Origin of the sequence: Ferrimonas balearica (assembly GCF_019802055.1) — a bacterium.
GTDB lineage: Bacteria > Pseudomonadota > Gammaproteobacteria > Enterobacterales > Shewanellaceae > Ferrimonas > Ferrimonas balearica_A.
Genome location: NZ_JAHVHW010000007.1, coordinates 385,253 through 404,246, shown reverse-complemented (window position 1 = coordinate 404,246; position 18,994 = coordinate 385,253). Strand labels below are relative to the sequence as shown.

Here is an 18,994-nt window from a genome sequence, read left to right as displayed (position 1 = left end):
TCTGCCGTCAGGGCATTAGCGCGACTGACGGATAAAGTTCAGGATCCAGCTCAGGAACCGGTCAGAATCCACCGGGTGATCAAATCCGGCGATCGCCTGCTGATACACAGCCTCGCCGATCTGCTCCCGTCGCTTCTCCGCCAGAGCCCGGTTGTATCCAATCAGAAACTCCGGATGCCCCTGAACGGTAAAGACCCGATCCCCAATCGCAAAACTGTAGTTGGGGCAGAAGGCGCTGGTGGCCAGCAGTTCCGCATCGGGAGGCAAAACCATCACCTGGTCCTGGTGCGAGGAGAGCAGACGCAGTGTCGGCTCCGCCCCCTGCATCCAGGGCGCCTGAAGCACCACTTCCGTATCGTAGGGGCCCATACCCCAACCCTGTTCCGCTTTCCGTACCTCGCCGCCCAAGGCTTGGGCCAGCAACTGGTGACCAAAGCAGATCCCCGCCACGGGAACCTGGGCGGCAAACGCCACTCGGGTCCACTCACCCAGACGCTCGATCCAATCCAGCGGCTCATAGGCGCTGTGGCGACTGCCTGAGATCACCCAGCCATCGCACTCATCGACCGACGGCAGTGAATCCGCCTGGGCGTCATAGATGCGGCACTGGGTACCGGGACTGACCCGGTTAAACCCTGCCTCAAACATGTCGCCATACTGGCCGTAATCCACTGCCAGCGCTGGATCCACCTTGTCGCAATCCAGGATCCCTATCACCATCCTTGTCACCCTTACTTCATGGTGGGCATCACAAACTCTGCCCCTTCCGTCTTCGGCCAGCGGGCGGTGATGGTCTTCATCTTGGTGTAGAAGCGCACCCCATCCGGGCCATGCATGTTCAGAGGACCAAACACCGAGCGTTTCCAGCCACCGAAGCTGTGGAACGCCATCGGAACGGGGATCGGCACATTCACGCCCACCATTCCGACCTGAACCCGGTGACCAAAGTCCCGGGCAATCTCACCGCTCTGGGTGAAGATCGCCGTTCCGTTACCATACTCATGGTCGTTGATAAGCTTCAAGCCGGTTTCATAATCCGGCACACGCACCACCGCCAGCACCGGTCCAAAAATCTCCTCGCGGTAGATGCGCATCTCAGGGGTTACTTTGTCGAACAGAGTGCCCCCCAGGAAGTAGCCTGGCCCCTGGCCTGCCAGAGTGCGGCCATCCACCACCAGTTCGGCGCCAGCTTCCACGCCGCTGTCGATGTAGCCGATGATGCTGTCGCGATGCACCTTGCTGATCACCGGGCCCATCTCGTTCTCCGGCCCCTGACCTTCCAGTGCCGCCAGTCCCGGCCCCACACGCAGCGCCTCAACCCGGGGCTTCAGTGACGCCACCAGACGGTCTGCCGCTTCATCGCCTACCACGACGGCAACGGAGATCGCCATGCAGCGCTCACCCGCCGCACCGTAGGCGGCGCCCATCAGGGCACCGGATACGCCTTCCAGGTCGGCATCGGGCATCACCAGCAGGTGGTTCTTGGCCCCACCCAGTGCCTGCACCCGCTTGCCGTGGGCGTTGGCGGTACTGTAGATGTATTCGGCGATGGGGGTGGAGCCCACAAAGCTGACTGCCGCCACATCGGAATGGGTGATCAGCGCGTCTACCGACTCCTTGTCGCCCTGAACCACGTTAAAGACGCCATCCGGCAGTCCCGCTTCCTTGAGCAGTTCCGCCATACGCAGGGAGAGGCTCGGATCTTTCTCAGAGGGCTTCAGGATAAAGCTGTTGCCGCACGCCAGTGCGATGGGGAACATCCACAACGCCACCATGGCGGGGAAGTTAAAGGGAGTAATGCCCGCGCACACGCCAACCGGCTGCATCACGGAGAAGCTGTCCACCGCGGTGCCCAGGTTCTGGCTGTGCTCACCCTTAATCAGATGCGGGATCCCACAGGCGAATTCCACCACCTCCAGGCCCCGGATCAGCTCACCATGAGCGTCGGAGTAGATTTTGCCGTGTTCGGTGGTGATCAGTGCTGCCAGTTCATCTTTATGCTGGTCCATCAGCGCTTTGAAGCGGAACAGAACCCGGGCCCGGTTCAACGGCGTAACCGCCGCCCAATCCGCCTGCGCCGCCTTAGCAACGGCTACCACATCGTTCACCTCAGCAGTGGTGGAAAGCCCCACTTCGGCGATCGCTTCGCCGGTTGCCGGGTTATGAACGGTGGCAAATCGCCCGCTGGCACTGGCGGCCAATTTGCCTGCAACAAAATTATCGATCCTTTGCACGTTACTGCTCCTGTTATTGGGTGGCACTGATGGCGTCCGCCACAATGCGAATAAGCTGGTCAATCTGTTCCCGCTCAATGATGAGCGGTGGAGAGAGGGCAATGACATCGCCGGTCACACGGACAAGGGCGCCCATCTCGAAGGCCTTGGTAAACACCTCAAACGCGCGACTGCCGGGGGCACCGTCACGGGAGCTCAGCTCAATCGCCCCGACCAGGCCGTAGTTACGGATGTCGATGACGTTATTGAGTACCTTAAGGCTGTGCAGCGACTCCTCCCAGTAACCCGCCAGTTCGGAGGCACGGGTCAGCAATCCTTCAGATTGATAAACGTCCAGGGTGGCGAGGCCCGCCGCTGCCGCGACCGGGTGACCCGAGTAGGTGTAGCCGTGGAACAGTTCAATGGCCGGACCGCCGGACTCCATAAACTGGTCATAGATGGCGTTCTGAACAAACACGGCGCCCATCGGGATGGCACCGTTGGTCAGGCCCTTGGCGCTGGTCAGGATATCCGGAACCACGTCAAACTCCTGGGCGGCAAACGGGCTGCCCAGACGACCAAAGCCGGTGATCACTTCATCAAAGATCAGCAGGATGCCGTGGCGGGTACAGATCTCCCGCAGGCGCTTCAGATAGCCCTTAGGCGGAAGAATGACGCCAGCACTGCCTGCCATCGGCTCCACGATCACCGCGGCGATGGTGTCCGCGCCGTGCAGAGCCACCAGTTCCTCCAGACGATCTGCCAGACTCATGTCCGGCTCAGGGAGGCCACGGGTAAAGGCGTTGCGCTCAATGTTCAGGGTGTGCGGCAGGTGGTCAACGCCGGTCAACAGAGGGCCAAACCCTTTACGGTTGTTGCCCAAACCGCCGACGGAGATGCCGCCAAAGCCCACACCGTGATACCCCTTTTCCCGGCCGATAAAGCGGGTGCGCTGCCCCTCTCCACGCATACGATGGTATTGCAGGGCGATTTTCAGCGCGGTGTCTGCGGACTCGGAGCCAGAGTTGGTGAAGAACACCCGGTCCAGACCATCCGGCGTCAGCTCCGCCAGGCGACGGGCAAACTCGAACGGCAGAGGGTGGCCCATCTGAAAGGTCGGGGCGAAGTCCAGTTCCTCAATCTGATGACGAACCGCTTCAGTAATCTTGCTGCGACCATGACCCGCGTTGCAGCACCACAGGCCTGCCGTGCCATCCAGGATGGGACGGTCATCCACACTCTGGTAGTACATCCCCTTTGCTGACTTCAGCAAACGGGGGCTGGCCTTAAACTGCTTATTCGCGGTAAAGGGCATCCAAAACGGGGCCAACGCACCCGGATCGGTTCCCTGTCGTTGAGTGTCCTGTGCCATGGCTCCTCCTGAGACGTTTAACTTACTGACATTGGTTAGCAAAATACTAAACACCTGTGACCAATAAAAAGACGCGTCCGGCGTCTTGGTCTGAGCGGTTTTCATTATCCGCCGCTCGTTATATGATACTTAACAAATCGCAGGATAATACTAAACACTTTCGTCTGCCAAGGGCGAATTTTAACCAGGAGGCAACACACTGACGATGGACATCGGAAATCGGTTACGGCAATTGCGCACTCAGGCCGGGCTGTCCCAGCGAGAGCTGGCTAAACGAACCGGCGTGACCAACGGGTTCATCTCCCAGGTCGAAAAAAACAGTGTCAGTCCTTCTGTGGCCTCACTAAAGAAGATCCTGGAAGGCATCCCAATCTCCCTCACCAACTTTTTTGATAACGAAGAGCGGCAACCCACTCAGGTGGTGTTTCGCGCTGAAGATATGCCCAACATCGGCTCCGGCCCAATCCAGTACAAGCTGGTAGGCCATTCGATTCGGGAGCGCGCTATCGGTATGCTGCACGAAACCATGCCCCCTGGCAGCGACACCGGTGAAGAGATGCTGACCCACGATGGCGAAGAGTGTGGTGTGGTGATCTCGGGCCTGCTGGAACTCACCGTCGGCGAGGAGATCAGCGAGTTGGGCCCGGGCGATGGCTACTATTTCTCAAGCCAGCGACCCCACCGATTTCGTGTGATTGGCGATGTTCCTGTGGTGCTGGTTTCCGCCAATACGCCAGCGACATTCTGACTTCGCGTTTATTTTATTATTCACATCCGTTGATTAGGGGCTCAATGTTTAATATGTTTAAACTTTCAGCCCGCAGGCATGGAGCCCCTAATCATGACGGACGCTACACACTGGCACGACCGTGCCCAGTCCCTATCCCTGGTCACCCAGGCCTTTATTGATGGCCGCTTTGTCGACGCCCAGAGCGGCGACACCTTCGATACCATCAATCCCGCCACCGGTGAAGTGCTGGCCAAAGTGGCCAGTTGCGACAAGGCGGATGCTGACCTGGCGGTCGCCGCCGCACGCACGGCATTCAATGACCGCCGCTGGGCGGGTCAGGCACCGGCCCAACGCAAAGCGGTGCTGTTGCGCTTCGCGGAACTGATCGCCGAGCACCGGGATGAACTGGCACTGCTGGAGTCCTTGGACATGGGCAAGCCGATTGGCGATGCCCTGGGTTACGATGCCCCCGCCACCGCCCGGGCCATCTCCTGGCATGCCGAAGCGATCGACAAGCTTTATGACGAAGTGGCGCCGGTGGGTGACGGTGCACTGGCGTTGATCACCCGCGAGCCATTGGGTGTGGTCGCGGCCGTGGTGCCTTGGAACTTCCCACTGGTGATGGCCGCCTGGAAACTGGGCCCGGCCCTGGCTACCGGTAACTCCATCATTCTCAAGCCGTCTGAAAAGTCGCCGCTGTCCGCTCTGAAACTGGCGGAACTGGCCAAACAGGCCGGGCTACCCGATGGTGTGCTGAATGTGCTGCCCGGTTACGGCCACACCGTTGGGGAAGCGCTGGCGATGCATATGGACATCGACTGCATCACCTTCACCGGCTCCACTGCCGTCGGCAAACATCTGTTGGAGTGTGCCGGTAAGAGCAATATGAAGCGCGCCTTTATGGAGTGCGGTGGCAAGAGCGCTCACATCGTGTGCGCCGACTGTGACGACCTGGATAAAGCAGCGGCTACTGCGGCTGCGGCCATCTGCTACAACCAGGGCGAAGTCTGCACAGCGGGCTCCCGCCTGCTGGTGGACAACGCCATCAAAGACCAATTCCTGCCCAAGCTGGTCGCAGAGCTGAACAAGTGGCAGCCAGCCGATCCTCTCGATCCGAGTACTCCCATGGGCGCCATGGTGGACCAGTTGCAGTTTGACCGGGTCTGCAAATACATCGATTTGGGCCTGTCAGAGGGCGCGACCCTGCTGGCCGGTGGTGTGCCGAAGCAGGAAGGTCCCGGGTTGTTTATCCCGCCCACCATCCTGGCGGACATGACCCCGGAGCACACCCTGGCCCGCGAAGAGATCTTCGGTCCGGTGCTTTCCGTGATCGGGTTTGATGGTCTGGATGAAGCGATCCAGATTGCCAACGACAGTGAGTACGGTCTGGCGGCGGGTCTGTGGACCAGCAGCATCAAGAATGCCATCAGAGGCAGCCGCGCATTGCGTGCCGGCACCGTGTTCGTCAACAACTGGGACGGCGGCGACATGACCATGCCGTTCGGTGGCTACAAGCAATCCGGTAATGGCCGTGACAAATCCCTTCACGCCATGGAGAAGTACACGGAACTCAAGAGCACCTGGATTGAGCTCTAACCTTTTTCATCACGTGTCTATGTCGTAGTTCGCCCGCCTTTATGGCGGGCTTTTTTGTACCCAAAAAAATGCCCCGGACAATCCGGGGCATTGATGGCCTATCGCTTGGTGGGCGTTCAGCCCTTTTTAAAGTTTCGCCACAGGCGGTTTCGGTCACGGGTCTGAGATACGCCCAACGCCTTGGCTGCAAACAGCCGCTCCATCAGTGCCTCAGGAGGATAAATCCCGGGGTCGTTCAGGATTTGCGGGTCAACGTGGACCCGGGCCGCGCGGTTGCCGTTGGCGAAGTACATGCTGTTGGTGATGTCCGCGATCACCTGGGGCTTCAGGATGTAGTCGATAAAGCGGTGTGCCAACTCCGGGTGGGTTGCATCTTTGGGGATCACCATGGAGTCAAACCAGATTACCGAGCCCTGGCGCGGCACTTCGAAAACCACTTCCACCCCTTTTCCCACCTCCTCGGCCCGTACCGAGGCCAGCGCGGCTTCTCCGCTCCAGGTCAACGCCAGACAAATATTGCCATTGGCCAAATCATCGATGATCTGGCCGGTACTCATATGAGTGATATAGGGGCGTATCGCCATCAGGGTTGCTTCGGCCCGCTTGAGGACCGCCGGGTCGTCAGTGTAAGGGTCTTCCCCCAGGTAGTTGAGGACAATCCCCAGCACCTCCTCCGGGGCGTCGATGATGGCGATACCGCACTCCGCCAACACGCTGGCGTATTGTGGATCCAACAACAGTGCCAGGTCGTCGGTTGCCACCTCGGGCAGACGGGACGCCAACGCAGAGCGTTCATAGGCCAGACCCGTAGTGCCCCAGGTATAGGGGACGCCATAGCGGTTGGCCGGATCGTGCGCCGACAGGGCTGACAGGATCTGCGGGTCGAGGTTGGCATAGTTGCCAAGGCGCTCCCGCTGGATGGGCGCCAGGGCACCGGTGGGATACACCTTTTCCAGATTGCCCCCGGCCAGCATCACCAGGTCGTACCCGGATTGGCCGGTCAGCAGCTTGGTTTCAACCAGCTCCATGGAATCAAACGTGGTGTAATTGACCCGGATCCCCGTCTCTTTCTCAAAATTGGCGATGGTATCGGGCGCAATGTACTCAAACCAGTTGTACACATTGAGGACCGGGCCATCCGCCCCCTGCAGTGGAAGCGCCAGGGAAGCCAGCAGGCCGAGGGTGGCTAACCGATAGTTGGATTTCATCACTGCGCTCCCTTTCCGTGGTGAGGGACCCGACCGTCCAGGGTCGCCAACGCCTCGTAGAGGTCCGGGCGGCGATCCCGAAACAGGCCCCACTCGGCCCGGTAGGCGGCGATGGCGTCCAGATCAAAAGTGTGGGTCAGCAGTTGAGACTCGGTTCGATTCGCTTCCTGAACCTTGGCGCCGGTGTGATCAGCGATAAAGCTGCTGCCATAGAAGGTCATGTCCATCTCACTCTCGGTGGCCACCTCGTGGCCGATGCGGTTGGATGCCACCACGGGAATGACGTTGGCCGCCGCGTGCCCCTGCATGGTGCGCTGCCAATGGGGCATCGAGTCGATGCTGGGGTCATTGGGCTCGGAGCCAATCGCCGTGGGATACAGCAGCAGTTCTGCCCCCATCAGGGTCATCGCCCGCGCCGCCTCCGGGAACCACTGGTCCCAGCAGATCCCCACACCAATCCGGGCGTACGCGGTGTCCCAGACTTTGAAGCCGGTATCGCCGGGGCTGAAGTAGGTCTTCTCCTGATAGCCGATGGCATTGGGGATGTGGGATTTGCGGTAAACCCCAAGCACGCTCCCATCGGCGTCAATCATCGCCAACGAATTGAAAAACGCCTGTCCGGCCCGCTCAAACCAGCTAATGGGCAACACCACGGACAGCTCACGCGCCAGCTCGGCAAAGCGCCCGATCAGCGGACTGCTTTCTGCGCTGGACGCCAGATCAAAGTGTTTGGCTGATTGCTCAATACAGAAATAGGGGGTCTCAAACAGCTCCTGCAGCAAGATGATCTGCGCGCCCTCGGCGGCGGCCTGACGGACCAGCGTTTCAGCGCGATCCAGATTGCTGGGCAGGTCCCAGTCGCAGGCCATCTGGGTGGCGGCAACGGTGACAAGTTTCATGAGCGCTCCTTGTTAAGGGGTTGGGGTTGCTGCTGAGTGATGCAATGGATGTTGCCGCCACCATGAAGGATGGCCAGGCTCGGCACCCCCACGACGTCCAGGTGGGGAAACTGCGTTTCGAACACTGAGCGAGCCCGGGCGTCGTAATCGGGATCGCCAAACTGTGGGATCACCAGGCCGCCGTTGGCCCGATAGAAGTTGATGTAGGAGAGGCCCAGACGGGTTCCATCGGCCATATAACGTGCTGGGGGCTGCTCCACTTCGATAACGGTGAGAACACGCCCCTTGGCATCCCTGGACTCTTTGAGCGTGGCCAGGTTGGCAGCCAGCGCCGGGTAGTTCTCATCGGTCGGGTCACGACTGACCAGGGCCATCACAATGCCCGGCGCCAGGAAGCAGGCCAGCATATCCACATGCCCGTCGGTGGGGTCGTCCTTTAATCCCTGATCCAACCAAAGCACCTTCTGCACATTGAGGTAACCCTTGAGGTTCGCCTCAATGGTCTCCTGACTGAGGCCGGGATTACGGTTCGGGTTCAGCAGGCATTGGCGTGTCACCATCGCCGTCCCTTCACCATCAACATGAAAGGAGCCGCCCTCCAGCACCTGGGGACCGACAAAGCGGGTCATCGACAGGTCCGCCAACAGTTGGCGGGCCACCAGACGGTCTCTGGAATAGGCATAGTCCTCTCCCCAACCGTTGAACTCCCAGTCCACTGCGGCGCATCGGCCATCGGGGTGCAACAGGAAAGTGGGGCCATTGTCCCGAAACCAACTGTCATCCAGAGCCATCCGCTTGAACTCGATGCCGCTACCACACAGGGCTCGGGCCTCGGCTTCGTCTTCGGGGCGAACCAGCATGATCACTGGCTCAAATCGGGCGATGGCCCGGGCCACGGCGGCATACTCCCGCCGTGCCGCCTCAAATTGGCCGTTGAACACCGGGGGATTACAGGGCCAGGCCATCCAACAGGCCTGATGGGGGTGCCACTCGGCTGGCATAAAGAACCCCTGCTGGGTTGGCGTTTCCATGACGTTCCTTGTTGTGGTGAATGTATGACCAACCTAGGGTTTACCAAATCATGTTTGAAGTGCATTGTTTACATAGCGACATGAACCATATGGATAACTTGATAACGACAAGGGGGCCCGATGCTCAAGCAGATGGATCTGAACCTGCTCAAGGTGTTTGACGCTCTGATGGAGCACCAACACCTGACCCGGGCCGCCGAGTCGATTCACCTCAGCCAGTCGGCCATGAGCCATGCCCTGGCCAGACTGCGCAGTCAGTTGGACGACACGCTCTTCGTCCGTGCCCAGACCGGCATGAAACCCACGGCGCGAGCCCAGCAGTTGGCACCAGTAATTCGCCACGCCCTGAGAAGCCTGGAGGTGGGTCTGCAGCCGCCAGAGCCCTTCGACCCGAGCAGCAGCGATCGCACTTTCCGTCTGAGCGCGATCGATTACTTCGAGTTTCTGCTTTTGCCAGAGCTGGCCGGGCATCTGCAGCAGTGTGCCCCGCAGGTGCGGGTGCAGGTGGACCTGCTGCCAGCCTGGGTACCGGAAGACGCGTTGGAGAGTGGGGAGATTGACGCTGTAGTGTCGGTCAGGGGGCATCAGAACGTCAGCGGACGCCTTACCCGAACTCCCTGGCTGCAGGAGCGGCTGGTGGGCCTGACCAGTCTGGAGAGCGCCATCCCCCAGGAGCTGACTCTGGCCGAGTTTGCCAGGGTGCCCCAGGTACAGATTGATGTTTTCAGCAGCGGCTTCGGTGGCCTGGATGCCTGGCTGGAGGCGGAAGGGATTCAGCGCAATCTGGTGATGACCGCCCTGAGCTATTCCGTGGCGGCCCGGGTGGTGGAGAAGACCGGCTATCTGCTCTGCGTGCCGGAGCGGATCGGTCGCATCCTGGTGCAGATGCTGGCGCTTCGCCAGGTACGCCTGCCCTCAGCCTTGCCACAATTCGACATCGAGCTCATCACCCATCCCCGGTTCGCCGCCACACCAGCCCACCGCTGGTTTATCGAGGCACTCAGGCGGGTGGGGAATCAACTGGATGAGCGGGGCCACAACCACTCGGGTACCGCCTGACCCAGGGAGGGTGGCGCAGCGGCGTACTCGACCGGCGTTCGGGAAAGCTTAATGGGATTGCCGGGCAGTAAGACTTCAGCGCCATTGGCGTGGTTCAGGGCAATCACCATCTCCCGGCCCTGGATCTGGGGATCCGCGAACACTTCCTGTACCGAATTGATGGGACCCGCCGGAATGCCCGCCTGTTCCAACTGTGTCAGCCAGTGGTCACGACCCGCTCCGAGAAACGCCCGGGCCAGTGCCGGCACCAACTCCGAACGATGCGCGACCCGTGCCGCATTGGTGGCATAGCGCGGGTCGGTCGCCCACTCTGCCATCCCAAGCAGCTCACAGAGGCGGCCAAACTGAAAGTCATTGCCCACCGCCAGTACCAGTTCCCCGTCAGCACAAACGAAGCTTTGGTAAGGCACGATATTGGGGTGTGCGTTGCCCAGCCTTCCCGGATTCAACCCGCCCACCAGCGCATTGGTGGCCTGATTCGCCAATGTCGCCGCCGTGACGTCGAGCAGCGCCAGGTCGATGTGCTGGCCCAAACCGGAGCGCTGGCGCTCATTCACGGCCGCCAGAATGCCCACAGTGGCATAAAGCCCCGTCATGATGTCGGTCAGCGCCACCCCCACTTTCTGAGGTTCACCATCAGGTTCTCCGGTGATGCTCATCAGGCCCCCCATCGCCTGTACCAGCAGGTCATAACCGGGACGGTGGCGATAGGGGCCGGTCTGTCCAAATCCGGTAATGCTGCAATAGATAAGACCCGGATTGTCGGCAGACAGAGTGGGGTAATCCAGACCACGCCGGGCGGCATCCCCCACCTTAAAGTTCTCGATCACCACGTCACACTGCTGGGCCAACTCACGGCAACGCTGCTGATCCTCCGGCGACGACAGATCCAGGCAAACCGAGCGCTTACCCCGGTTAGCGCAAAGGAAGTAGGCGGACTCCGGTGGCCCGTCCGGGCCCTCAAGAAACGGGGGGCCCCAGTGGCGGGTGTCGTCTCCCCGCCCAGGCCGCTCCACTTTAATCACTTCTGCCCCCAGGTCCGCCAGCAGTTGACCCGCCCAGGGTCCCGCCAGAACCCGGGAGAGATCCAACACCCGCAATCCGCTTAATGCCCCCATCGCCAGGCCCTTAAAACGCCGCGATGCCGGTCTGGGCCCGACCGAGGATCAGGCCGTGGATGTCGTAGGTGCCCTCGTAAGTGTTCACCACCTCCAGATTGCAGAGATGGCGCATCACCGGGTATTCATCGGAGATGCCATTGCCCCCGAGCATATCCCGGGCGACACGGGCAATCTCCAGCGCCTTGCCACAGTTGTTGCGCTTAATCAGGGAGATCAGGTCGGGAGAGAGGCTTTGTTGGTCAAACAGTTGGCCCGCTCTGAGCGCGCCCTGCAATCCCAAACCGATCTCGGTCTGCATATTGGCCAGTTTGGTCTGCACCAGTTGAGTGGCCGCCAGAGGACGGCCAAACTGGGTCCGCTCCATCACGTAATCCCGAGCCGTATGCCAACAGGCTTCCGCCGCCCCCATCGCGCCCCAGGCAATGCCGTAGCGGGCGTTGTTAAGGCAGCTGAAAGGCCCCTTCAGACCCGCCACCCCAGGCAGCATCTGAGCCTCATTGACGACCACCTCATCCATCACGATCTCGCCGGTGATGGAGGTTCTCAACGCCAACTTGCCTTCGATCTTCGGAGCCGACAGGCCCGGCATCCCCTTATCCAGAATAAACCCACGGATCTGCTCATCGTCAGTTTTGGCCCACACCACAAACACATCCGCCAGCGGACTGTTGGTGATCCAGGTTTTGCTGCCGCTGATCACGTACTCGTCACCAACCCGCTTGGCCCGGGTGAGCATCCCGCCGGGATCAGAGCCGTGGTTGGGTTCGGTCAGGCCAAAGGCCCCTATCGACTCCCCGCTCGCCAGAGCCGGTAGATAGCGTGCCTTTTGCGCCTCACTGCCGAAAGCGTGGATGGGGTACATCACCAACGAAGACTGCACGCTCATCATTGAGCGAAAACCGGAATCCACCCGCTCGATCTCACGGGCGATCAAGCCATAGCTGACGTAGTCCACTCCCGCACCATAGTCCGACAATGTCGCCCCCAGCAGGCCCAACTCGCCCATCTCCCGAAAGATGGCCGGATCCGTATACTCGTCCCGATACGCCTCGCGAACCCGAGGGGCCAGGCGCTCCTGGGCATAGGCCTGTGCGGTATCGCGTACCAGTCGCTGTTCGTCATTTAACTGCTGCTCAAGCAGGAAGGGGTCCTGCCACACCATTTTGCTCCAGGCCATAGCCGCTCTCTTATCTGGTCGGTATTGAGTTCTAGCTTAGTGAGGGCGAATTAATATATAAAACATATGTTAACTATCTTTTTCATATCTCTTTCATATGGACATAAGAAAGCTCGAGATCTTTGCCGCCGTCGCCCACCTCGGCAGCATCACTGCCGCCTCCCGCCAGTTGCATATGGCGCAACCGGCGGTCTCCATCGCCATCCAGAAACTGGAGCATCAACTGGGTTGTGCCCTGCTCTATCGGGATAGAAAAGGGGTGCGGTTAACCGGCGAGGGGCAGTTGGCCCTGGCTCAGGCAGAGCGGGTGCTGGCTGAGATGGGCGAGTTCAATAATCTGATGAGTCAGGCCAATGCGCTGATGACGGGCACCCTGACCCTGACCTGCCCAGCCATGTTGGCCAATTACGTGTTGCCGGAGTTGCTGGCGCCTTTTCTGGCGGCTCACCCCGGCCTGACCGCCTCGGTTCAACAGGCGGGTACCGGCGCCATTGCCGAGGGATTACAAAGCGGGGAGATCGAGTTGGGCGTTATCAGTGGACCGCCAACCGCTGAACTGGACAGTTTGCCCCTGCTCCACACCGAGATGGTGCTGCTGGTTCCGGAGCATCACCCACTGGCTCAGCAGGGCGCCATCTCCATCAACGCCCTTCAGGGGCAACCCATGGTGGTGTACCAACGGGAGTATCACCTTCGTCAGCGTCTGGAGCGGCTGTGCCGCAGCCATCAGGTGACACCGGACATCAAGCTGGAAACCAACTTTTTGCCGCTGATCGCCAGAATGGTTCGGGAGGGCGTTGGATTGGGTGTGGGTCTGGCCTCTATGGCCAATCAGGAGCCGGGAATAAAAGGGGTCTCCCTATTAGAGGAGACCCCGTTTTCGTTGTCACTGGCCTGGCTGTCCCGTCGGCCACTGAGTCGCGCCAACCAGGCCTTTGTACATTACCTGCAGCAGACTTAGGCTTGCACCTGAAGCCGCTGTTCAGCCTGACGCCGTTTCTCCTGGCGCGCCATCAGGTACCAGCCGATAAAGGCCGCCACCGCCACCACCCCGATGATCAGCGTCGCCAGGGCATTCACCTTGGGGCTTACCCCAAGTCGCACCGACGAGAACACCACCATCGGCAATGTCGACGCGCTGGGCCCGGAGACAAAGCTGGCGATCACCAGGTCGTCCAGGGAGAGGGTGAAGGCCAGCAACCAGCCCGCCAGCAGCGCCGGGACAATCGAGGGCAGAGTGATCAGGAAAAACACTTTGAGCGGCGGTGCCCCCAGATCCAGAGCCGCCTCCTCAACGGAGCGGTCCAGCTCTCTCAGACGGGATGCCACGACCACCGCCACATAAGCGGAACAGAAGGTGGTGTGGGCGATCCAGATGGTCATAAAGCCCCGTTGCGTCGGCCAGCCCAATGATTGGGCCATCGCCACGAACAGCAGCAGCAACGACAGACCGGTGATCACCTCTGGCATCACCAGCGGCGCGGTGATCATAAAGGCAAACGGCGTCTCTCCGCGGAACCGCCCCATTCGGGTCATCACGAAAGCCGCAATGGTGCCCAGCACCACCGCCGCACAGGCAGCCATAAAGGCAATGGAAAGACTGAGGATCACCCCGTTCATCATCAGCGAATCCTGGAACAGCTCTCCGTACCATTTAGTGGAGAAACCCGCCCACACCGTCACCAGCCGGGAGCTGTTGAAGGAGTAGATCACCAGAATCAGAATCGGGCCGTAAAGAAACAGCATTGCTAGGGCCAGCACCATAGTGCGGAAGGGGGAACGACTGGCCGGAATAGGCGTACTCATGCTTGTCCCTCCAACTCTTTGGTCTGGTAACGATGGAACCAGAGGATCGGCACCATCAACAGCAACAACATCACCATCGCAACCGCCGAGGCCACCGGCCAATCACGGTTATTAAAGAACTCTTGCCACAGCACCCGGCCAATCAGCAGAGAGTCTGGGCCACCCAGCAGCTCAGGGATCACAAACTCCCCAACCGCCGGAATGAACACCAGCATGGCGCCCGCAATCACGCCGCCCTTGATGGAGGGCAGAATCACGTTGAAGAAGATGGTCACCTGACGGGCCCCCAGATCCTGAGCGGCTTCCACCAGGGAGTAATCCAGTCGCATCAATGCCGAGTAGAGCGGCAGGATCATAAAGGGCAGATAGGCGTAAACGATGCCGATATACACCGCCCAGGGGGTGTGCAGGATCTGCAGTGGCTGATCTATCACCCCCAGCCAGAGCAACAGGTTGTTCATCAATCCGTTGTTCTTGAGGATGCCGATCCAGGCGTAGATGCGGATAAGGAAGGAGGTCCAGCTCGGCAGGATGATCAGCATCAGCAGCAGATTCCGGCTGGAGGGAGTCGAGTGCACAATGGCCCAGGCGATGGGCAGTCCCATCAGCAAGCAGAACAGCGTTGAATGCGCGGCGATCTTAAGCGACTGCAGGTAGCTGTCGACGTAGAGATCGTCCTCCAACAGGTAGTAATAGTTGCTGATGTTCAGCACCATCTGAAGCTTGTCATCGACAAAGGTCACCAGGTCGCTGTAAGGCGGAATGGCGATCTGTGCTTCTGACAGGGAGATCTTAAAAACGATGGCAAAGGGCACCAGGAAAAACAGGGCCAGCCAGCCGTATGGCAGGCTGATCACCAGCGAGCGGCCCAACCGGCGTTTACGCCATGAGCCCTTGAGTTTGGTCATCAGGCTCATACGGTCAGTACCACACCAGCGTCTGACTGCCAGCTGAGCCAGACGGTTTCTTCCCATACCGGCTGGCCATTGCGCAGACGGTCCACGTTGGGGCGGGTCGCGATCACCTTAATGCCGGAGGGAAGCCGGACATGATAGATGGATTGGCCGCCCAGATAAGCGATGTCTTCCACCACACCCTGGCACGCGTTGTCGGCATTCGAGGGCGCCTGACGGGTCAGGGCGATCTTTTCAGGGCGTACCGCAACCATCAGCGCCATGCCCGCATTGGCTGACACCGGGTGTTCCACCTGAATGGGTGTCGGCAAGGCATCGCACTGAATGGTGGTGCCCTCCTTCTCCATCAGGTTGCCCTCGAAGATGTTCACGGAACCAATAAACTCCGCACTCATCCGGCAGTTCGGAGACTCATAGATCTCTTTGGGTTTGCCCACCTGAACCAGACGTCCGCGATCCATAATGGCCAGTCGCCAGGCCATGGTCATCGCTTCCTCCTGATCGTGGGTCACCATCACGCAGGTCACACCGACCCGCTCAAGGATATCCACCACTTCCAGCTGCATCTGCTCACGGAGTTTTTTATCCAGTGCGCCCATGGGCTCATCAAGCAGAAGCAACTTGGGGCGCTTGGCCAGGCTTCGAGCCAGAGCCACACGCTGACGCTGACCGCCGGAAAGCTGATGGGGTTTACGACGGGCGTATTCCGTCATATGGACGATCTCCAGCATCTCTTTAACGCGCTGGTTGATCTCATTCTTCGGCAGTTTGTCCTGCTTGAGGCCAAACGCAATGTTGTCCCACACCGTCATATGGGGAAACAGCGCATAGGACTGGAACATCATGTTCACAGGCCGCTCATAAGGCGGCACCGTCGCCAAATCTTCCCCATCCAGAAGGATCTGCCCGGCACTGGGCGATTCAAATCCCGCCAGCATCCTCAGCAGAGTGGACTTTCCACAGCCGGATGCGCCCAGCAGTGCAAAGATTTCGCCTTCATAGATGGTCAGATCAACGTCATCTACGGCGGCCACGCCGTCAAAAGACTTGCTGATCCCTTTGATCTGAAGAAGCGGTTTTGGTGGTTTGATTGAGGCGGTTGCCGTTTCCGTTGCCTGTTCCATCGCGGCCATGGATCTACTCCCTGTTATTGTTATGTCGAGGGGGAGGCCAGGACCCTGACGGATCTTACGATCCGACCGCAGCAGGGACACCGACCTGGGACGTTCTGTTGAGGGTCCCAGTAAGAAAGGCGGGCAGCGGGGAAGACTAAACCCCCCCAGGTCCAAAACGTCGACCCGCTGCCCTACTACACTTCTCTAACTAACATTCCTTTGCTATCAGGGCGTTACAATCCCTTTTTGATGCGGTTCCAAGAGGAAGTCAAGGCCCGGTTCATCTTCGGCGGGGTGATCTTGGCGCCCCACAGTTTGGCTTGCACCTCTGCCGGCGGATAGATACCCGGGTGACCGGTCACCTCTTCGTCGATCGCTTCCTTAGAGGAGGGGATCGCGTTGGCATACCAGACGTAGTTGGAGATCTCTGCCATCACGTCAGGACGCATCAGGTAGTTGATGAACTGGTGGGCGGCATCCACGTTGCGAGCATCGCGGGGAATCGCCATCAGATCGAACCACACCAGGGTGCCCTCTTGCGGGATCACGTACTCAATGGTGATGCCGTTGTCGGCTTCATCGGCACGATCAGCAGCCTGCAGAATGTCACCAGACCAGCCTACCGCCAGACAGATGTCGCCGTTGGCCAGGTCGTTGATGAACTGGGAAGAGTGGAAGTACGTGATGTACGGACGCACCTTCAACAGCAGCTCTTCCGCAGGCTCCACATCCTTGGGATTGGTGGAGTTGGGATCCATACCCAGATAGTGCATGGCCGCCGGAATGATCTCAGACGGCGCATTGAGGAACGCCACACCACAATCGATCTTGGAGATCATCTCAGGATTGAACACCAGGTCCCAGCTGTTCACTTCAAAGTCTTCGCCAAAGATTTTGGCCATGGCATCGACGTTGTAGCCCAGACCGGTGGTGCCCCACAGATAGGGAACCGCGTACTTGTTGCCCGGGTCCTTATCCTCGAGGATCTGCATCAACTTGGGATCCAGATTGCTGTAGTTGGGCAGTTTGCTGCGGTCCAGAGCCTGGAATGCCCCAGCCTGTGCCTGACGACCCAGGAAGTCGCTGGAGGGGACCACCAGATCGAAGCCGCTGTTGCCAGTCAGCAACTTGGCTTCCAATACCTCATTGGAATCGAATACGTCGTACACCACTTCGATGCCGGTCTCTTTTTCAAAGTTGGCAATGGTGTCTTCTGCAATGTAATCAGACCAGTTGTAGACATGGAGCTTGTTGTCCGCCGCTGCGACAGACGCACTCATGGTTGCCGCAACGGTTGCACTGGCCAGCAGGCGCAGGGTGTGGTTCATCGTTTCTCTCCTAGTTGTGGTCAAACTTCCACAAGGCTCAACCTGTTAGCTTCTGCCAAGTCAGGTCAAGACTGCGCCTTGCCCGAGCTACAAGCTCGTCAATCTCGGCCTCGGTGATCACCAGCGGCGGGGAGATGATCATGGTGTCTCCCACCGCCCGCATCACCAGGCCACTTTCGATGCACTGATCCCGGCAGACGGTTCCCGCGCCTACCTTCTCATCGAATCGTTCACCGGTTTCCTTATCCGCCACCAGCTCCAGTGCGGCAACCATGCCCAGGCCCCGGGCCTGGCCGACCAGCGGATGATCCGCCAGCTCCGCCCAGCGCTTCTGCAGGTAGGGACTGATCCGGGTCTGAATTCTATCCAGGATCTCCTCCTGCTCCATCAGCTCCAGGTTGGCACTGGCCACAGCACACGCCACCGGGTGACCGGAATAGGTAAACCCATGATTAAACTCACCACCGTTTTCAAGCAACCCTTTTGCAACACGGTCACCAACCGCAACCGCACCCAGGGGCACGTAACCGGAGGTGATGCCCTTGGCCATACAGACCAGGTCAGGCTTCACACCAAAGTGTTCACAACCCAGCCAGTGGCCGAGGCGGCCAAAGCCACAGATCACTTCATCGCTCACCAGCAAAATGTCGTACTCACGGCAGATGCGCTGGATTTCAGGCCAGTAGCTGTCCGGCGGAATGATCACGCCGCCAGCGCCCTGAACCGGCTCACCAATAAAGGCCGCCACATTCTCCGGGCCCAGCTCCAGAATCTTGGCTTCCAACTGACGGGCGCGTTCCAGACCAAACTCATTCGGGTCCATGCCCTGCCCCTCACCAAAGTGATAGGGCTGGTCGATATGGTGGATATCCGGGATCGGCAAGCCACCCTGGGCATGCATCGGCTTCATTCCGCCGAGACTGGCACCGGCCATGGTGGAACCGTGATACGCGTTGTGACGGCTGATGATCGCCTTACGGCTCGGCTGCCCCTGGGAAGCCCAGTAGTGGCGTACCATGCGGATCACGGTGTCGTTACACTCTGAGCCGGAACCGGTAAAGAACACGCGGTTCAGGTGGTCAGGCAGCAGTGAGGTCAGCCGTGCCGCCAGCTCGGTGGCCGGCGGATGGGTGCACTGGAAAAACAGGTTGTAGTAAGGCAGCGTTTTCATCTGCTCAGTGGCCGCGTCCACTAACTCCTGGCGGCCGTAGCCCATGTTCACACACCACAGGCCCGCCATGCCGTCGAGGATGGCATCCCCATCCGGACCATAAACGTAGATGCCATCAGCGTGGGTGATCACGCGGCTGCCTTTGGCATTGAGCGCGCCATTGTCGGTAAAAGGGTGCAGGTGATGGGCTGCATCCAGTTGTTGCCAGGCCTGAGTCTGCTGGCCGAGATTCTGAGTCATAGCCTTATCCTTAT

General features: G+C 59.7%; 17 protein-coding genes. 4 read left to right on the top strand and 13 right to left on the bottom strand.

What is annotated here, in order from left to right; translation table 11 throughout:
• Positions 1–15 precede the first annotated feature (15 nt).
• Genes KUV52_RS09445 through KUV52_RS09435 form a run of 3 tightly spaced genes read right to left on the bottom strand, consistent with a single transcriptional unit; the run spans position 16 to position 3,585 of the window.
• Positions 16–720 (bottom strand): glutamine amidotransferase-related protein, encoded by a 705-nt coding sequence (locus tag KUV52_RS09445; RefSeq protein ID WP_222525691.1) that lies wholly within the window; start codon positions 718–720, stop codon positions 16–18.
• A gap of 11 nt (positions 721–731) precedes the next feature.
• Positions 732–2,234: a CoA-acylating methylmalonate-semialdehyde dehydrogenase gene (locus tag KUV52_RS09440; RefSeq protein WP_222525690.1), complete on the bottom strand. Its 1,503-nt coding sequence runs from the start codon at positions 2,232–2,234 to the stop codon at positions 732–734.
• Positions 2,235–2,247: 13 nt separating this feature from the next.
• Positions 2,248–3,585 carry an aspartate aminotransferase family protein gene (locus KUV52_RS09435; RefSeq protein ID WP_222525689.1) on the bottom strand — a complete coding sequence of 446 codons (1,338 nt, stop codon included), beginning with the start codon at positions 3,583–3,585 and terminating at the stop codon, positions 2,248–2,250.
• 205 nt (positions 3,586–3,790) lie between these two features.
• On the opposite strand from KUV52_RS09435, the gene KUV52_RS09430 reads away from it, so the two are divergent.
• A complete protein-coding gene (locus KUV52_RS09430) occupies positions 3,791–4,333 on the top strand; it encodes a cupin domain-containing protein (RefSeq protein ID WP_222525688.1) in 543 nt (180 codons plus the stop codon).
• A 93-nt stretch (positions 4,334–4,426) separates the two neighbouring features.
• Positions 4,427–5,911 (top strand): aldehyde dehydrogenase, encoded by a 1,485-nt coding sequence (locus tag KUV52_RS09425; RefSeq protein ID WP_222525687.1) that lies wholly within the window; start codon positions 4,427–4,429, stop codon positions 5,909–5,911.
• 116 nt (positions 5,912–6,027) lie between these two features.
• On the opposite strand, the gene KUV52_RS09420 is transcribed toward KUV52_RS09425, so the two are convergent.
• Genes KUV52_RS09420 through KUV52_RS09410 form a run of 3 tightly spaced genes read right to left on the bottom strand, consistent with a single transcriptional unit; the run spans position 6,028 to position 9,049 of the window.
• Entirely contained in the window at positions 6,028–7,119 is a 1,092-nt protein-coding gene (locus KUV52_RS09420; protein ID WP_222525686.1) for an extracellular solute-binding protein, read from the bottom strand.
• The gene (gene aguB / locus KUV52_RS09415; protein ID WP_222525685.1) at positions 7,119–8,018 is read right to left on the bottom strand and encodes an N-carbamoylputrescine amidase; all 900 of its coding nucleotides are present in this window, start codon (positions 8,016–8,018) and stop codon (positions 7,119–7,121) included. Before aguB ends, KUV52_RS09420 begins: the two co-directional genes overlap by 1 nt.
• On the bottom strand, positions 8,015–9,049 hold the full coding sequence (locus KUV52_RS09410; protein WP_222525684.1) for an agmatine/peptidylarginine deiminase: 1,035 nt from the start codon (positions 9,047–9,049) through the stop codon (positions 8,015–8,017). Before KUV52_RS09410 ends, aguB begins: the two co-directional genes overlap by 4 nt.
• Positions 9,050–9,169: 120 nt before the next feature.
• Between KUV52_RS09410 and KUV52_RS09405 the strand changes: the two genes are divergently transcribed.
• Entirely contained in the window at positions 9,170–10,108 is a 939-nt protein-coding gene (locus KUV52_RS09405) for a LysR family transcriptional regulator (RefSeq protein WP_222525683.1), read from the top strand.
• On the opposite strand, the gene KUV52_RS09400 is transcribed toward KUV52_RS09405, so the two are convergent.
• The gene (locus tag KUV52_RS09400; RefSeq protein ID WP_222525682.1) at positions 10,066–11,226 is read right to left on the bottom strand and encodes a CaiB/BaiF CoA transferase family protein; all 1,161 of its coding nucleotides are present in this window, start codon (positions 11,224–11,226) and stop codon (positions 10,066–10,068) included. The two genes, KUV52_RS09405 and KUV52_RS09400, sit on opposite strands and share 43 nt — an antisense overlap.
• Before the next feature lie 10 nt (positions 11,227–11,236).
• Entirely contained in the window at positions 11,237–12,406 is a 1,170-nt protein-coding gene (locus KUV52_RS09395) for an acyl-CoA dehydrogenase (RefSeq protein ID WP_222525681.1), read from the bottom strand.
• Between the two features lie 97 nt (positions 12,407–12,503).
• Here KUV52_RS09395 and KUV52_RS09390 point away from each other — a divergent pair, with 97 nt between their 5' ends.
• Positions 12,504–13,367 carry a LysR family transcriptional regulator gene (locus KUV52_RS09390; RefSeq protein WP_222525680.1) on the top strand — a complete coding sequence of 288 codons (864 nt, stop codon included), beginning with the start codon at positions 12,504–12,506 and terminating at the stop codon, positions 13,365–13,367.
• Here KUV52_RS09390 and KUV52_RS09385 read toward each other — a convergent pair.
• The 5 genes from KUV52_RS09385 to KUV52_RS09365 all read right to left on the bottom strand — a co-directional run bounded on the left by KUV52_RS09385 (position 13,364) and on the right by KUV52_RS09365 (position 18,980).
• Entirely contained in the window at positions 13,364–14,212 is an 849-nt protein-coding gene (locus KUV52_RS09385) for an ABC transporter permease subunit (protein WP_222525679.1), read from the bottom strand. The genes KUV52_RS09390 and KUV52_RS09385 overlap by 4 nt on opposite strands.
• On the bottom strand, positions 14,209–15,129 hold the full coding sequence (potH, locus tag KUV52_RS09380; protein WP_222526819.1) for a putrescine ABC transporter permease PotH: 921 nt from the start codon (positions 15,127–15,129) through the stop codon (positions 14,209–14,211). The genes KUV52_RS09385 and potH overlap by 4 nt, the downstream gene beginning before the upstream one ends.
• Positions 15,126–16,259: a polyamine ABC transporter ATP-binding protein gene (gene potA, locus KUV52_RS09375; protein ID WP_222525678.1), complete on the bottom strand. Its 1,134-nt coding sequence runs from the start codon at positions 16,257–16,259 to the stop codon at positions 15,126–15,128. The genes potH and potA overlap by 4 nt, the downstream gene beginning before the upstream one ends.
• Positions 16,260–16,474: 215 nt before the next feature.
• Entirely contained in the window at positions 16,475–17,569 is a 1,095-nt protein-coding gene (locus KUV52_RS09370; RefSeq protein WP_222525677.1) for an extracellular solute-binding protein, read from the bottom strand.
• Between the two features lie 37 nt (positions 17,570–17,606).
• Positions 17,607–18,980 carry an aspartate aminotransferase family protein gene (locus tag KUV52_RS09365; protein WP_222525676.1) on the bottom strand — a complete coding sequence of 458 codons (1,374 nt, stop codon included), beginning with the start codon at positions 18,978–18,980 and terminating at the stop codon, positions 17,607–17,609.
• Between the last annotated feature and the right edge of the window lie 14 nt (positions 18,981–18,994).

Bases quoted from the DNA above. Each gene is read 5' to 3' on its own strand.
- KUV52_RS09395 (WP_222525681.1), bottom strand. From the start codon at position 12,406: ATGGCCTGGAGCAAAATGGTGTGGCAGGACCCCTTCCTGCTTGAGCAG.
- KUV52_RS09385 (WP_222525679.1), bottom strand. From the start codon at position 14,212: ATGAGTACGCCTATTCCGGCCAGTCGTTCCCCCTTCCGCACTATGGTG.
- KUV52_RS09410 (WP_222525684.1), bottom strand. From the start codon at position 9,049: ATGGAAACGCCAACCCAGCAGGGGTTCTTTATGCCAGCCGAGTGGCAC.
- KUV52_RS09365 (WP_222525676.1), bottom strand. From the start codon at position 18,980: ATGACTCAGAATCTCGGCCAGCAGACTCAGGCCTGGCAACAACTGGAT.
- KUV52_RS09370 (WP_222525677.1), bottom strand. From the start codon at position 17,569: ATGAACCACACCCTGCGCCTGCTGGCCAGTGCAACCGTTGCGGCAACC.
- KUV52_RS09425 (WP_222525687.1), top strand. From the start codon at position 4,427: ATGACGGACGCTACACACTGGCACGACCGTGCCCAGTCCCTATCCCTG.
- potH (WP_222526819.1), bottom strand. From the start codon at position 15,129: ATGAGCCTGATGACCAAACTCAAGGGCTCATGGCGTAAACGCCGGTTG.
- potA (WP_222525678.1), bottom strand. From the start codon at position 16,259: ATGGCCGCGATGGAACAGGCAACGGAAACGGCAACCGCCTCAATCAAA.
- KUV52_RS09400 (WP_222525682.1), bottom strand. From the start codon at position 11,226: ATGGGGGCATTAAGCGGATTGCGGGTGTTGGATCTCTCCCGGGTTCTG.
- KUV52_RS09390 (WP_222525680.1), top strand. From the start codon at position 12,504: ATGGACATAAGAAAGCTCGAGATCTTTGCCGCCGTCGCCCACCTCGGC.
- KUV52_RS09420 (WP_222525686.1), bottom strand. From the start codon at position 7,119: ATGAAATCCAACTATCGGTTAGCCACCCTCGGCCTGCTGGCTTCCCTG.
- aguB (WP_222525685.1), bottom strand. From the start codon at position 8,018: ATGAAACTTGTCACCGTTGCCGCCACCCAGATGGCCTGCGACTGGGAC.
- KUV52_RS09430 (WP_222525688.1), top strand. From the start codon at position 3,791: ATGGACATCGGAAATCGGTTACGGCAATTGCGCACTCAGGCCGGGCTG.
- KUV52_RS09405 (WP_222525683.1), top strand. From the start codon at position 9,170: ATGCTCAAGCAGATGGATCTGAACCTGCTCAAGGTGTTTGACGCTCTG.
- KUV52_RS09435 (WP_222525689.1), bottom strand. From the start codon at position 3,585: ATGGCACAGGACACTCAACGACAGGGAACCGATCCGGGTGCGTTGGCC.
- KUV52_RS09445 (WP_222525691.1), bottom strand. From the start codon at position 720: ATGGTGATAGGGATCCTGGATTGCGACAAGGTGGATCCAGCGCTGGCA.